Annotated in this window: 11 protein-coding genes; 3 read left to right on the top strand and 8 right to left on the bottom strand. The window is 59.8% G+C overall.

What is annotated here, in order from left to right:
- The first annotated feature begins 35 nt into the window (after positions 1-35).
- Positions 36-1,322 carry a phosphate regulon sensor histidine kinase PhoR gene (gene phoR, locus ACOYXE_RS23115; protein ID WP_238785362.1) on the top strand — a complete coding sequence of 429 codons (1,287 nt, stop codon included), beginning with the start codon at positions 36-38 and terminating at the stop codon, positions 1,320-1,322.
- A 110-nt stretch (positions 1,323-1,432) separates the two neighbouring features.
- A complete protein-coding gene (locus ACOYXE_RS23110) occupies positions 1,433-2,773 on the top strand; it encodes a hemolysin family protein (RefSeq protein ID WP_007920256.1) in 1,341 nt (446 codons plus the stop codon).
- Positions 2,774-2,910: 137 nt separating this feature from the next.
- Here ACOYXE_RS23110 and ACOYXE_RS23105 read toward each other — a convergent pair whose 3' ends face one another.
- The 8 genes from ACOYXE_RS23105 to ACOYXE_RS23070 all read right to left on the bottom strand — a co-directional run bounded on the left by ACOYXE_RS23105 (position 2,911) and on the right by ACOYXE_RS23070 (position 13,632).
- Positions 2,911-3,807: a peptidoglycan DD-metalloendopeptidase family protein gene (locus tag ACOYXE_RS23105; RefSeq protein ID WP_160059959.1), complete on the bottom strand. Its 897-nt coding sequence runs from the start codon at positions 3,805-3,807 to the stop codon at positions 2,911-2,913.
- Positions 3,808-4,015: 208 nt separating this feature from the next.
- Complete coding sequence (locus ACOYXE_RS23100; protein ID WP_095049645.1) at positions 4,016-4,972, bottom strand: response regulator; 957 nt, start codon at positions 4,970-4,972, stop codon at positions 4,016-4,018.
- Positions 4,973-5,148: 176 nt separating this feature from the next.
- Positions 5,149-5,910, bottom strand: coding sequence for a phosphate signaling complex protein PhoU (gene phoU / locus ACOYXE_RS23095; protein ID WP_007954334.1), 762 nt, complete (start codon positions 5,908-5,910; stop codon positions 5,149-5,151).
- A 121-nt stretch (positions 5,911-6,031) separates the two neighbouring features.
- Positions 6,032-6,865 (bottom strand): phosphate ABC transporter ATP-binding protein PstB, encoded by an 834-nt coding sequence (gene pstB, locus ACOYXE_RS23090; RefSeq protein ID WP_016985765.1) that lies wholly within the window; start codon positions 6,863-6,865, stop codon positions 6,032-6,034.
- Between the two features lie 93 nt (positions 6,866-6,958).
- The gene (pstA, locus tag ACOYXE_RS23085) at positions 6,959-8,629 is read right to left on the bottom strand and encodes a phosphate ABC transporter permease PstA (RefSeq protein ID WP_007920248.1); all 1,671 of its coding nucleotides are present in this window, start codon (positions 8,627-8,629) and stop codon (positions 6,959-6,961) included.
- A 16-nt stretch (positions 8,630-8,645) separates the two neighbouring features.
- Positions 8,646-10,679, bottom strand: coding sequence for an ABC transporter permease subunit (locus tag ACOYXE_RS23080; protein ID WP_460929874.1), 2,034 nt, complete (start codon positions 10,677-10,679; stop codon positions 8,646-8,648).
- Between the two features lie 422 nt (positions 10,680-11,101).
- The gene (locus ACOYXE_RS23075; RefSeq protein WP_007920246.1) at positions 11,102-12,100 is read right to left on the bottom strand and encodes a phosphate ABC transporter substrate-binding protein PstS; all 999 of its coding nucleotides are present in this window, start codon (positions 12,098-12,100) and stop codon (positions 11,102-11,104) included.
- Positions 12,101-12,333: 233 nt separating this feature from the next.
- On the bottom strand, positions 12,334-13,632 hold the full coding sequence (locus ACOYXE_RS23070) for an MFS transporter (protein ID WP_460926706.1): 1,299 nt from the start codon (positions 13,630-13,632) through the stop codon (positions 12,334-12,336).
- A 376-nt stretch (positions 13,633-14,008) separates the two neighbouring features.
- On the opposite strand from ACOYXE_RS23070, the gene ACOYXE_RS23065 reads away from it, so the two are divergent.
- Complete coding sequence (locus ACOYXE_RS23065) at positions 14,009-14,413, top strand: acyl-CoA thioesterase (RefSeq protein WP_003229628.1); 405 nt, start codon at positions 14,009-14,011, stop codon at positions 14,411-14,413.
- The last annotated feature ends 5 nt before the right edge of the window (positions 14,414-14,418 follow it).

The following is a 14,418-nucleotide window of genomic DNA, read 5'->3' as shown; positions in this document are numbered from 1 at the left end:
TGAATCAAAACTGGCATGGCACCCTGATTCGCCACATGCTGTTGCTGGTCACAGCGTGTCTGGTGATCGGCCTGATCACCGGCTATTACGGCTGGAGCCTCGCGGCGGGTCTGGGTATTTATCTGGGCTGGACGCTCAAGCAGTTGCTGCGTCTGCACGAGTGGCTGCGCCAGCACCAACCCGACGAAGCACCGCCGGACGGCTATGGCCTGTGGGGCGAAGTGTTCGACAGCATCTACCACCTGCAACGCCGCGACCAACGCGTACGCGGGCGCCTGCAAGCGGTGATCGACCGTGTGCAGGAATCCACCGCTGCGCTGAAAGACGCGGTAATCATGCTCGACAGCGACGGCAACCTGGAATGGTGGAACCGTGCTGCCGAAACCCTGCTCGGCCTCAAGACTCCGCAGGACAGCGGCCAACCGGTGACCAACCTGGTGCGCCATCCACGCTTCAAGGAATACTTCGAGCAGAACAGCTACGCCGAGCCACTGGAAATCCCCTCGCCAACCAATGATCGCGTGCGCATTCAGTTGTATCTGACCCGCTACGGCAACAATGAACACTTGATGCTGGTGCGCGACGTCACACGCATCCATCAGCTGGAACAGATGCGCAAAGACTTCATCGCCAACGTCTCTCACGAATTGCGCACGCCGCTGACGGTGATCTGCGGCTATCTGGAAACCCTGCTCGACAACGTCGAGGAAGTGAATCCACGCTGGAGCCGCGCCCTGCAGCAAATGCAACAACAGGGCGGGCGCATGCAGACACTGCTCAACGATTTGTTGCTGCTGGCGAAACTCGAAGCCACCGATTACCCGTCGGACAACCAGCCGGTGCAAGTCGACACCCTGCTGCAATCGATCAAGAGCGATGCGCAGCAATTGTCCGGCTCAAAGAACCAGCGCATAACGCTGGAAGCCGATGCCGGCCTGTTGCTCAAGGGCAGCGAGGCGGAATTGCGCAGTGCGTTTTCCAATCTGGTGTTCAACGCGGTGAAGTACACCCCGGCCGAGGGCAACATCCGCATTCGCTGGTGGGGCGACGATCAGGGCGCGCACCTCAGCGTGCAGGATTCCGGGATCGGCATCGACAGCAAACACTTGCCGCGCCTGACCGAACGCTTCTACCGCGTCGACTCCAGCCGCAACTCCAACACCGGGGGCACCGGGCTCGGCCTGGCCATCGTCAAGCACGTGCTGCTGCGCCACCGCGCACGCATGGAGATCAGCAGCGTGCCCGGTCACGGCAGCACGTTCACCTGCCATTTCGCCCCGGCGCAAGTGGCCCAGGCGCGGGCGATCAGCGCCGCTGAGTAATGTCGCACTAGGCAATCGCCAGGTCAGCCGCTACATTGGCTGACTTGTGCCTGCCTTTCAGGCGCGACTTTTACCTCTCTTGAATCACACGGAACCCGCAAAACTCCATCATGGACCCTTCCCCTGGCTTGTCCCTCGCAACAATATTCGCCGATTTCGGCATGATCCTTTTTGCTCTGATCCTGGTTTTGCTCAACGGCTTTTTCGTTGCGGCGGAATTCGCCATGGTCAAACTGCGCTCGACCCGGGTCGAGGCCATCGCTGATCAGAACGGCTGGCGCGGGCACATCCTGCGCACCGTACACAGTCAGCTCGATGCGTACCTCTCGGCGTGCCAGCTCGGTATCACTCTCGCCTCGCTTGGCCTCGGTTGGGTCGGTGAGCCGGCCTTTGCGCACATTCTCGAACCGCTGCTGAGCGCGGTCGGCGTGCAGTCGCCGGAGATCGTCAAAGGCGTATCGTTCTTCACCGCGTTCTTCATCATTTCGTACCTGCACATTGTGGTCGGTGAACTGGCCCCGAAATCCTGGGCGATCCGCAAACCCGAGCTGCTGTCGCTGTGGACGGCGGTGCCGCTGTACCTGTTCTACTGGGCGATGTACCCGGCGATCTATCTGCTCAACGCCAGCGCCAACGCGATTCTGCGGATCGCCGGCCAGGGCGAACCCGGCCCGCATCACGAACACCATTACAGCCGCGAAGAACTGAAACTGATCCTGCATTCCAGTCGCGGCCAGGATCCAAGTGATCAGGGCATGCGTGTATTGGCGTCGGCGGTGGAAATGGGCGAGCTGGAAGTGGTCGACTGGGCCAACTCCCGCGAAGACTTGATCACCCTGGAATTCAATGCGCCGCTGAAAGAAATCCTGGCGATGTTCCGTCGCCACAAGTTCAGCCGTTATCCGGTGTACGACAGCGAGCGCCAGGAGTTCGTCGGCCTGCTGCACATCAAGGATCTGCTGTTGGAGCTGGCGGCGCTGGACCACATTCCCGAGTCGTTCAACCTCGCTGAACTGACCCGTCCACTGGAGCGGGTGTCGCGCCACATGCCGCTGTCGCAGCTGCTTGAGCAGTTCCGCAAGGGTGGCTCGCACTTCGCCGTGGTCGAAGAGGCTGATGGCAACATCATCGGCTACCTGACCATGGAAGACGTGCTGGAAGTGCTGGTCGGCGATATTCAGGACGAACACCGCAAAGCGGAGCGCGGGATCCTCGCTTATCAGCCGGGCAAGCTCTTGGTGCGTGGTGACACGCCGCTGTTCAAGGTGGAACGCCTGTTGGGCATCGACCTTGATCACATCGAAGCGGAAACCCTTGCCGGGCTGGTCTACGAAACCCTGAAACGGGTGCCGGAAGAGGAAGAAGTGCTGGAAGTCGAAGGCCTGCGGATCATCATCAAGAAGATGAAAGGGCCGAAGATTGTGCTGGCCAAGGTGTTGATGCTGGATTGAGTGCAATGCGGGATACCGCGTTGCCTGCTAAAAGATCGTCCGATCGCGGCCCGAACCTGCGGCAGCTCCTACAGGGATCGCATTCCTATGTAGGAGCTGCCGCAGGTTCGGGCCGCGATCGGACGATCTTTTTTGCTTTATTGCTTGCCCAACGCAAAGTTGGGCAACGCCCCCAGCGGCTGGTTGAACTGGTAGGGAATCGAAACCAGCCCCGCCCCGCTGTTGCGCTGCACCACGAAGTGCAGGTGCGGGCCGCTGCTGTTGCCGGTGTTGCCCGACAGTGCCAGCGGACTGCCCACCGCCACCCGCTGCCCTTCACGCACGCTCACCGAACCTTGCTTGAGGTGCAGGTACACACCCATGGTGCCGTCGTCGTGCAGCACCCGCACGAAATTGCCGGACGCATCATTGCCGCGCCCGCTCTGCGAATTTTCGGTTTTCACCACCACCCCTGCCCGCGCGGCAATGATCGGCGTGCCGACCGGCATGGCGATGTCCATCGCGTACTTGTTCTTCGGCCCGTAGTGGCTGTATTGGCCGTTGGCGCCCTGACTCAGACGGAAAGGCCCACCGCGCCATGGCAGCGGATAGCGATAGCCCTGCGCGGTGCCGGCAGGGTCACCGAGGGAATAGTGAAATTGCGGCGTGTACACCATCGGCTGCTTGCCGGACACCGCCGTCAGCAACGCCAACCGCGTATTGCTGCGCGCCGGCAGCACCCGGCGGATGGTTTGTGCTGGCGCGCCACGCACATTGCTCATCCCGGTAAACGCCAGCGCCACCTCGACCGGCGCATACAGATCATTGCGCACGAACACCACGTCAGTGCCTTTCTGTTTTTTGATGTCGAGATAGACCTGCCGCTCCAGGCGCTCGACCATCCGGTCCTGAAAAACGAACACCTGCGCGCCTTTGCTCGGCCGGTCGCTGTACGAGACCACGCCGTTGGCATCGGTGGATTTGTAAATGGTCATGGCCACAGCCGAGGTGGAGGCCATGAAGAGACCACAGAAAAACAGCAGGCGCGCGAGCATGGGCAAGAGTCTGTCGAAGTAAGGCCTGGGAATGAGCCTAGCAGGTGAAGCAGACCAGGCTAGTCGACAGATGTTTCAAATTGGCCAGTCTGGGAGATTGGTGGTGCAAGTGATGGCCCCTTCGCGAGCAGGCTCGCTCCCACATTTGGAATGCATTCCAGGGTGGGAGCGAGCCTGCTCGCGATAGCGGACTGTCAGGCGACGAAAATTACGCGCCTGGAACGAAGTGCTTCTGCGCCGTGCCGCGAGCGATCAGGCGGGAGATGTAGTCGAGCTTCTGCGCGTCCTGATCAACGAAGCGGAAGGTCAGTTGCAGCCAGTCGCTGTCCGGTTTCGGCTCAAACGCGACAACCGCGTGCAGGTAACCGTTGAGGCGGGCGATTTCGGCATTGTCGCCCTGCTCCAGATCGAGCACGGCGCTGTCGAGGATCTGCGGCAGGGTGTCGGTGCGTTTCACCACCAGCAACGCTTCCTTGATGCTCAGGGCCTTGATCACGCATTGCTGAGTACCGCTTGGCAGGCGCAATTGGCCTTGGCCGCGACCGCTGGCCGGCGCTGAAGCGGCGGCTGGCGCCTTGACCGGTGGGCTGTTGAGCAAACCACGGGACGGCGCAGCGGCGGGCGCTGGCGCGGCAGCAGCCGGTTTGGCGAACGGGTTGACCGCCGCAGCTGCCGGTGCACCACCAACCACGGCAGGCTTGCCACCGGTCAAGGCACTCAGGGAATCGTTGCCGAACGCCGAGTTCATCTTGGTCGGCGCGCTGTTCATCAGGGTGTCGAGCTTGCCGACCTTGTTCAGCGCCTGCTTGACCTTGGTCAGCAGTTGCTCGTTGGTGAACGGCTTGCTGACGTAGCCGGAAACGCCGGCCTGAATCGCCTGCACGACGTTTTCCTTGTCGCCACGGCTGGTAACCATAACGAACGGCATGGTCTTCAAATTGTCTTGCTCGCGGCACCAGGTCAGCAGTTCGAGACCGGACATTTCCGGCATTTCCCAGTCACACAGGACCAGGTCGAAGGCTTCTCTGGCCAGCATGGCCTGAGCCTTTTTACCGTTGACGGCGTCCTCGGTGCGGATCCCCGGGAAGTAATTACGCAGGCACTTTTTCACCAGGTCACGAATGAACGAAGCATCGTCCACGACCAACACACTGATCTTGCTCATCCAACACCCCTATTAAAATCCCGGCAAGCATAACGCTGGCTGATGGCACATTGCCAAAACTCTTCAGTCACGCCGGGACTTTTCGTTCGCGGGTGCTGCTTTTTAATCGAATCTGCCCATGAAAAGCACAAACAAAAACGCCCGGCCAAAGGGCCGGGCGCTTTTCTCAGGCAATCTTACTTATCGTCAGCATCGCCCGGAACATTAGCGGTTTCGCCGCTTGTGCCTTCAACTTCTTCTTTCATGCGCTTGAGGCCCATGTGGCGCACGTCGGTGCCACGCACCAGGTAAATGACCAATTCGGAGATGTTGCGCGCGTGGTCGCCGATGCGTTCCAGCGAACGCAGCACCCAGATGATGCTCAAGACCCGCGAGATAGAGCGCGGGTCTTCCATCATGTAGGTGGCCAGCTCACGCAGCGCGGTCTTGTATTCGCGGTCGATGATCTTGTCGTACTGCGCCACCGACAACGCCAGGTCGGCGTCGAAACGGGCAAACGCGTCCAGCGCATCACGAACCATGTTGCGCACCTGGTCGCCAATGTGACGAACCTCGACATAACCGCGCGGCGCTTCACCTTCTTCGCACAGCTGAATCGCACGACGGGCGATCTTGGTCGCTTCGTCACCGATGCGCTCCAGGTCGATCACCGACTTGGAGATGCTGATGATCAAACGCAGGTCGGACGCCGCCGGCTGACGACGGGCGAGAATGCGCAGGCATTCTTCGTCGATGTTGCGTTCCATCTGGTTGATCTGGTCATCGATCTCGCGCACCTGCTGAGCCAGGCCGGAATCGGCCTCGATCAGCGCGGTCACCGCGTCGTTGACCTGTTTCTCGACCAGCCCGCCCATGGCCAGGAGGTGGCTGCGCACTTCCTCGAGCTCAGCATTGAACTGCGCAGAGATGTGATGGGTCAGGCCTTCCTTAGAAATCATTGTGTTCGCTCCGCAAAAGCTTTAACCAAGAGCTGCAAGCTACAAGCTGCAAGCTGAAATTTGTCGTTACGCTGAACCGCTTTGACTTGCCGCTCGCAGCTTGAAGCTCGCGGCTGTACGGTTAACCGTATCGACCGGTGATGTAGTCTTCGGTCTGCTTCTTCGCCGGATTGGTGAACAGGGTATCGGTGTCGCCGAATTCCACCAGTTTGCCCATGTACATGAACGCCGTGTAGTCGGACACCCGCGCGGCCTGTTGCATGTTGTGCGTGACGATGACGATGGTGAACTTGGATTTAAGCTCGTAGATCAGCTCTTCGACTTTCAGCGTCGAGATCGGGTCGAGGGCCGAGCACGGTTCGTCGAGCAGCAGCACTTCCGGCTCAACCGCGATGGTACGGGCGATGACCAGACGCTGTTGCTGACCACCGGACAGGCCAAGTGCCGATTCATGCAGACGGTCTTTGACTTCGTCCCACAGTGCCGCACCTTTCAACGCCCATTCTACCGCCTCGTCGAGAATGCGCTTCTTGTTGATGCCCTGGATGCGCAGGCCGTACACCACGTTTTCGTAAATGGTCTTCGGGAACGGGTTGGGCTTCTGGAACACCATGCCGACGCGACGACGCAGCTCGGCAACGTCTTCGCCCTTGCGATAGATGTTGTTGCCGTAAAGGTTGATCGCGCCTTCTACGCGGCAGCCGTCAACCAGATCGTTCATGCGGTTGAAGGTGCGCAGCAGCGTCGACTTACCGCAGCCGGACGGGCCGATGAAGGCGGTCACGCGCTGTTTCGGGATGTTCATGCTGACGTCGAACAGCGCTTGTTTCTCGCCGTAGTACAGGCTCAGGCCCGGTACTTCGATGGCAACGGTTTCCTGTTCGAGACTGAGGCTCTGCTTGTCGCGGCCCAGGGCCGACATGTTGATGCCGTGGGTATGTGTTTCGTGCTGCATGGTTCTCACTCCGTTCGTAGCTGCGAGCTTCTAGCTGCAAGCTGCAAGTTTGAGCAAAAGCGGCTTGTAGCTTGCCGCTTGTGGCTAAGGGCTTTAGCTATCCAGTGCTTTGTATTTTTCGCGCAGGTGGTTGCGGATATACACCGCCGACAGGTTCAACGTGGCGATCACCAGTACCAGCAACAGCGCCGTGGCATACACCAGCGGACGGGCCGCTTCGACGTTCGGGCTCTGGAAGCCGACGTCATAGATGTGGAAGCCCAGGTGCATGATCTTCTGATCCAGGTGCAGGTACGGGTAGTTGCCGTCCACCGGCAGCGACGGCGCCAGTTTCACCACACCCACCAGCATCAGCGGCGCCACTTCACCGGCGGCGCGAGCCACGGCGAGAATCATGCCGGTCATCATCGCCGGGCTGGCCATCGGGATCACAATCTTCCACAGGGTTTCAGCCTTGGTCGCGCCGAGGGCCAACGAGCCTTCACGCACGGTACGTGGAATACGCGCCAGACCTTCCTCGGTCGCCACAATCACCACCGGCACCGCCAGCAGTGCCAGGGTCAGCGATGCCCAAAGCAGACCCGGTGTACCGAAGGTCGGCGCCGGCAGTGCTTCGGGGAAGAACAAACGGTCGACCGAACCACCGAGTACATAAACGAAGAAGCCCAGACCGAACACGCCGTAAACGATCGCAGGAACGCCAGCGAGGTTGTTCACCGCGATACGGATGATCCGCGTCAGGGTGTTCTGCTTGGCGTATTCCCGCAGGTACACCGCCGCCAGCACGCCGAACGGGGTGACGATCATCGCCATGATCAACGTCATCATCACGGTGCCGAAGATCGCCGGGAAAATCCCGCCTTCGGTGTTCGCTTCACGCGGGTCGTCCGACAGGAATTCCCAGATCTTGCTGAAGTAGAAGCCGACCTTGGTGAAGGTGCTCATCGCGTTCGGCTGGTAGGCGTGAACCACTTTGCCCAGACCGATTTCGATCTCTTTGCCGTTGGCATCACGAGCGGTCAAGGCATCGCGGTTGAACTGCGCATGCAGATCGGCCAGGCGCGCTTCGATGTCCTGATAACGCGCATTCAGCTCGGCACGCTCGGACTCCATGTCCGCTTGCGCGGTGGCGTCGAGCTTGCCTTCCAGTTCCAGTTTGCGACCGTGCAGACGGATGCGCTCCAGACCTGCGTTGATCGCACCGATGTCAGTCTTTTCCAGCGACTTCAGTTGTGCCGCCAGACCGTTCACACGGTTGATTCGCGCCTGCAACTCAGGCCACGCAGCCTCACCCTCGGCGATGACTTTGCCATCCTGTTTGACGTTGACCAGGTAGCCGTAGAAATTGCCCCACTCGCGACGCTCGATCGCCATCAGTTCTGGCGGCGTGGTCTGGTTGGTCAGCCACTCGCCGACGATCCAGGTGAAGTCGTTACCGTTCAGATCACGGTTGCCGACCTTGATCAGCTCGCGGGTCATGAATTCCGGGCCTTCATCGGGCACCGGCAAACCGGCGCTCTTCAGACGGGCGCGAGGCACTTCTTCTTTCTGTACCACTTCACCGATGACCAGGTGATTGGCCTGGCCCGGTACGTCGTAATGGGCGTGGACCAGGTCCGCCGGCCAGAAGTGACCGAGACCGCGCACGGCAATCACCGCCAACAGGCCAATGGTCATGATGACCGCGATGGACACCGCGCCACCGCTGATCCAGACGCCCGGGGCGCCGCTCTTGAACCATCCTTTCAGGGAGTTCTGTTTCACAGACTTCTACCTTTGCTTAAAGCGACGAGTATTTCTTGCGCAGACGCTGACGAATCAGTTCTGCCAGGGTGTTCATGACGAAGGTGAACAACAGCAACACCAGCGCCGAGAGGAACAGCACGCGGTAGTGGCTGCCGCCGACTTCCGACTCGGGCATTTCCACCGCGACGTTGGCGGCCAGGGTGCGCAGGCCTTCGAACAGGTTCATTTCCATGACCGGGGTGTTACCGGTGGCCATCAGCACGATCATGGTTTCGCCGACCGCACGGCCCATGCCGATCATCAGCGCCGAGAAGATCCCCGGGCTGGCGGTCAGGATGACGACACGGGTCATGGTCTGCCACGGCGTGGCACCGAGGGCCAGCGAGCCGAGGGTCAGACCGCGAGGCACACTGAACACGGCGTCTTCAGCGATCGAGTAGATGTTCGGGATCACTGCAAAACCCATGGCCAGACCGACCACCAGGGCGTTGCGCTGGTCGTAAGTGATGCCGAGGTCGTGGGAAATCCACATGCGCATGTCGCCGCCGAAGAACCAGTTCTCCATGAACGGGCTCATGTACAGCGACAGCCAGCCCACGAACAGAATCACTGGAATCAGCAGCGCACTTTCCCAGCCGTCCGGGACTCGCAGGCGGATTGATTCAGGCAAACGGCTGAAGGTGAAACCGGCGACCAGAATGCCGATCGGCAGCAACATCAGCAGGCTGAAGATGCCCGGCAGATGCCCTTCGACATATGGCGCGAGGAACAGACCGGCGAAGAAACCGAGGATCACCGTCGGCATCGCTTCCATCAGCTCGATCACCGGTTTGACCTTGCGGCGCATGCCCGGGGCCATGAAGTACGCGGTGTAGATTGCAGCAGCAACGGCCAGCGGCGCGGCCAGCAGCATCGCGTAGAATGCGGCTTTCAGCGTGCCGAAGGTCAGTGGCGACAGGCTCAGTTTCGGTTCGAAATCGGTGTTGGCTGCAGTCGATTGCCAGACGTATTTAGGCTCGTCGTAGTTCTCGTACCAGACCTTGCTCCACAGCGCGCTCCACGAGACTTCCGGGTGCGGGTTGTCGAGCAGCAAGGGTTGCAGCTTGCCGCCGGCTTCAACGATCACGCGGTTGGCGCGCGGTGACAGGCCGAATACGCCTTGACCATCGACTACCTGATCAACCAGCAGCGTGCGATGTGCGGTGCTGTGGAACACGCCGAGCTTGCCGCTGGCATCCAGCGCGAGGAAGCCTTTGCGGCGCTCTTCGGCGGTGATTTCAACGATCGGCGTGGTGCCCATCTGGAAGGTACGAATCTGTTTCAGGCGCAGCTCACCGTCGGTATCACGGGCCATAAACCATTGGGCCAGACCACCCTTGGAGTCGCCGACAATCAGCGAGATACCACCGACCAGTTGCGTGGTCGCGGTGACTTCGGCATCAGCGTTTTCCAGCAGTTTGTAGCGACCGTTGAGGCTCTTGTCGCGCAGGCTGAACACATCGGCCTGAGCGCGACCGTTGACCACGTACAGCCATTGCTGGCGCGGGTCGACGAAGATGTTTTTCACCGGCTCAGTCATCTGTGGCAGATCGATACGCTTCTGCTCGTTGGTGACTTCACCGGTCATCATGTTTTCTTCGCTGGTCAGCGACAGCACGTTGAGTTGCGAACCGGTCGAACCGACCAGCATCAGCGTCGTGTCGGTGGCATTCAGGCTGACATGCTCCAGCGCACCGCCGGCTTCGTTCAACGCGATCGGCGTCTCGCCATACGGATACTCGATGGCCGGGCTGATGGTTTTCTTGCCATCGGGGTAGCTGACTTTATAGGTGTGACGGAACACCAGCGCCTGACCGTTGGACAGGCCCACGGCCACCAGCGGATGGCCTGGCTGGTCTTCACCAATCGAGGTCACGGTGGCGCCGGCAGGCACCGGCAGATCGACGCGCTTCAGCTCAGCGCCACTGTCGATATCAAAGAACAATGCCTGGCCCTTGTCGGAAACACGCATGGCCACCTGATTCTGCTCTTCGAGCGAAATCATCAGCGGCTTGCCGGCGTCCTGCATCCAGGCCGGGGTGATCGAGTCTTTCGCGGTCAGGTCGGCACCCTGGAATAGCGGCGCAACCACGTAGGCGAGGAAAAAGAAGATCAGGGTGATGGCTGCCAGCACCGCGAGACCGCCAACGAGGACGTACCAGCGAGTGAAGCGATCCTTGAGCGCGCGAATGCGGCGCTTGCGTTGCAGCTCAGGCGTATTGAAATCAATGCGCTTGGGAGGATTAGTAGTCATTTGGGAATTGGCCAGATCATTCATGCGCTCACCCTAGCGATCCTGTATGACAGAAAGATGACAATGCAGTGACGCAGCAAATCCACCGCCAGCGGGACTGGCAGAGGATCAAAAATTTGAGGTGTGGAAAAGGCCGGTCTGCGCGCAGATCCGGCCTTTCACCTGAGTCCGGCGGGGTTCACCCCGGACTCAATTTGTTACTTCTTTGCGACAGCGCCGCCTTCCTGCAGACCCAGGTCAGCCAGTGCTTTTGCAGCAACCTTGGCTGGCAGTGGGATGTAGCCGTCTTTCACTACCACTTCCTGGCCCTGTTTCGACAGCACCAGTTTCACGAACTCAGCTTCCAGCGGAGCCAGAGGCTTGTTCGGGGCTTTGTTGACGTAAACGTAGAGGAAACGCGACAGCGGGTATTTGCCGTTCAGGGCGTTTTCTTCGGTGTCTTCGATGAAGTCGGTGCTGCCTTTCTTGGCCAGAGGAACGGTCTTCACGCTGGCGGTCTTGTAACCGATGCCCGAGTAACCGATGCCGTTCAGCGAGGAGCTGATCGACTGCACAACCGACGCCGAACCAGGTTGTTCGTTAACGTTTGGTTTGTAGTCGCCTTTGCACAGGGCTTCTTCTTTGAAGTAGCCGTAGGTGCCGGATACCGAGTTACGGCCGAACAGCTGTACTGGCTTGTTGGCCAGATCGCCGGTCACACCCAGTTCGCCCCAGGTTTTCACGTCGGCTTTGGCGCCGCACAGACGGGTCGACGAGAAGATCGCATCAACCTGTTCCATGGTCAGGTGCTGGATCGGGTTGTCCTTGTGCACGAACACAGCCAGGGCATCCACGGCAACCGGGATAGCGGTTGGCTTGTAGCCGTACTTCTGCTCGAAGGCCGCCAGTTCGGTGTCCTTCATCTTGCGGCTCATCGGGCCCAGGTTGGAGGTGCCTTCAGTCAAAGCAGGTGGCGCAGTGGCGGAGCCAGCGGCCTGAATCTGGATGTTGACGTTCGGGTATTCTTTTTTGTAGTTCTCAGCCCAGAGGGTCATGAGGTTGGCCAGGGTATCGGAGCCGACGCTGGACAGGTTGCCCGACACACCAGTGGTCTTGGTGTAGCTCGGGATAGCAGGGTCAACAGCGGCAACCGCGTTGGCAGTCGCAACGCCAGCAGCGACAAAAGTCATTGCCGCCATCAAACGCTTCAGTTTCATGCCTTACTCCTAGCAGATAGGGTGTGTTAAGTCGGGGCCAAGTATCAGCAGGCCGTGTGAACACTCTATGGCTGAAATATGACAATTGGATGAAAGGCCAGCATTCGATTCTTTGCAGGATGATTCGTGTTGCCTCCATCGCGAGCAGGCTCACTCCTACACTTGAAATGCGTTCCAAATGTAGGAGTGAGCCTGCTCGCGATGGCATCAGAACAACTGATGCAGAGTCTGGATCAGCGCCCCTTCTTCCACAGCCACGCGCCGACCAGAATCCCCATCGCGCACAGCACTGCCACATAGTAGGTCGGGCCCATCGCGCTTTCTTTCAGCAGCAGACTGACCACCATCGGCGTCAGGCCACCAAAAATCGCGTAAGCCACGTTATACGAGAACGACAACCCGCTGAAACGCACCACCGGTGGAAACGCCTTAACCATCACGTATGGAACCGCCCCAATTGTGCCAACCAGAAAACCGGTCAGCGCATACAGCGGGAACAACCAGTTCGGGTGATCGGCGAGGCTGTGATAGAAGGTCCAGGAGCTGATCAGCAAGCCCAGGCAACCAAACACGAATACGCGACCGGCGCCAAAGCGATCCGCCAACGCGCCGGAGATAACGCAGCCAATGCTCAGGAACACGATCGCCAGACTGTTCGATTGCAGCGACTCGGTCGGCGTGAAGTGATAGACCGTTTGCAACACGGTCGGGGTCATCAGAATGACCACGACGATGCCAGCGGAGAGCAACCAGGTCAGCAGCATCGAGATCGCAATCGCGCCGCGATGATCACGCAGCACCGCACGCAGCGGCACTTCTTCAGCCAAGGCTTTGCGCAACTGCAGTTCGGCAAACACAGGGGTCTCGTGCAGCCAACGGCGCAGGTAGACCGAGAACAGGCCGAACACACCGCCCAGCAGGAATGGAATCCGCCAGGCGTAATCGGAAACTTCCGCTGGCGTATAAATGCTGTTGATCGCGGTGGCGACCAAAGAGCCGAGCAGAATGCCGGCGGTCAGCCCGCTGGTGAGGGTGCCACAGGCATAACCCATGTGCTTTTGCGGAACGTGTTCGGAAACGAAGACCCACGCCCCTGGCACTTCACCGCCAATCGCCGCACCTTGAATGACCCGCATCAATAGAAGAAGAATCGGCGCCCACATGCCGATCTGCGCATACGTTGGCAGCAGGCCCATGATCAGGGTCGGCACGGCCATCATGAAAATGCTCAGGGTGAACATCTTCTTGCGCCCCAGCAGGTCGCCGAAGTGCGCCATGACGATGCCACCCAGCGGCCGTGCGAGGTAACCGGCGGCAAAGATACCGAAGGTCTGCATCAGGCGCAGCCACTCGGGCATGTCGGCCGGGAAGAACAGCTTGCCGACCACGGTGGCGAAGAAAACGAAGATGATGAAATCGTAAAACTCCAGCGCGCCACCAAGGGCAGACAGCGACAGAGTCTTGTAGTCGTTGCGGGTCAACGGTCGTGCGGGTTGCTCGGGCTGCGCGAGGCTCGAAGGCGCTGTGGTCATGGCAAGGGCTTCTCTTATAGTCGGATCTGCCGCCACAACAACGCTGGCGGTGGCTTGGGCAGGTTCGGCACCATAGCAAATTGTTCGAAAAAGCACATAGAGGCGCGTAATTGACGGTCGAAATGAGAACCGGATGGTCGTCGTGGAGTCTACCGACCGATATACTCGCAACCTGCTCCGGTTTGTAAGGGGTTGCTGTGCGAAAACGTCGTTGGCCCGGCCTTTGCTCGGGATTAGCCGGTTTCGCAGAGTTTCTCCTTAGGCGCCTGATGGAAAACGTGACGAACGTAGTAGGTTCGGTGCTGAATCGTTTTTCCCGAAGACGGCTACCACCAGCAATACCAACGAAGAGTCACGGGTCAGAGGCACCCTCGGCATGATAGAGCTCGAACAAGAAGATCCAATCCCGCAAGGCGACCTGGCCCTGCAAATCACCGCACTTCCACGCGAAACCAATGGCTTTGGCGATATTTTCGGCGGCTGGCTGGTGGCGCAGATGGATTTGGCCGGCACCGCAATGGCCAGCCGTGTCGCTGGCGGCCGGGTCGCCACCGTGGCCATCGATCGCATGGCGTTCCTTGTGCCAGTGGCTGTCGGCGCGCAATTGTCCTTCTATACCCAGACCCTGGAAATCGGCCGCAGCTCGATCCAGATGATGGTCGAAGTGTGGAGCGACGACCCGCTGTCCAGCGAGTGGCGTAAAGTCACCGAAGCGGTGTTCGTCTTCGTTGCCATCGACGGCAGCGGTCGCACTCGCTCGGTTCCACCGCGCGCGCGCTAAACCTG

It is taken from the genome of Pseudomonas sp. MC6 (genome assembly GCF_054790575.1).
Note: the sequence above shows the minus strand (reverse complement) of the source record. Positions and strands in the feature narration are given on the sequence as shown.

Bases quoted from the DNA above. Each gene is read 5' to 3' on its own strand.
- ACOYXE_RS23105 (WP_160059959.1), bottom strand. From the start codon at position 3,807: ATGCTCGCGCGCCTGCTGTTTTTCTGTGGTCTCTTCATGGCCTCCACC.
- ACOYXE_RS23080 (WP_460929874.1), bottom strand. From the start codon at position 10,679: ATGCAGGACGCCGGCAAGCCGCTGATGATTTCGCTCGAAGAGCAGAAT.
- ACOYXE_RS23070 (WP_460926706.1), bottom strand. From the start codon at position 13,632: ATGACCACAGCGCCTTCGAGCCTCGCGCAGCCCGAGCAACCCGCACGA.
- phoR (WP_238785362.1), top strand. From the start codon at position 36: ATGCTGTTGCTGGTCACAGCGTGTCTGGTGATCGGCCTGATCACCGGC.
- ACOYXE_RS23075 (WP_007920246.1), bottom strand. From the start codon at position 12,100: ATGAAACTGAAGCGTTTGATGGCGGCAATGACTTTTGTCGCTGCTGGC.
- ACOYXE_RS23110 (WP_007920256.1), top strand. From the start codon at position 1,433: ATGGACCCTTCCCCTGGCTTGTCCCTCGCAACAATATTCGCCGATTTC.
- phoU (WP_007954334.1), bottom strand. From the start codon at position 5,910: ATGATTTCTAAGGAAGGCCTGACCCATCACATCTCTGCGCAGTTCAAT.
- ACOYXE_RS23065 (WP_003229628.1), top strand. From the start codon at position 14,009: ATGATAGAGCTCGAACAAGAAGATCCAATCCCGCAAGGCGACCTGGCC.
- pstB (WP_016985765.1), bottom strand. From the start codon at position 6,865: ATGCAGCACGAAACACATACCCACGGCATCAACATGTCGGCCCTGGGC.
- ACOYXE_RS23100 (WP_095049645.1), bottom strand. From the start codon at position 4,972: ATGAGCAAGATCAGTGTGTTGGTCGTGGACGATGCTTCGTTCATTCGT.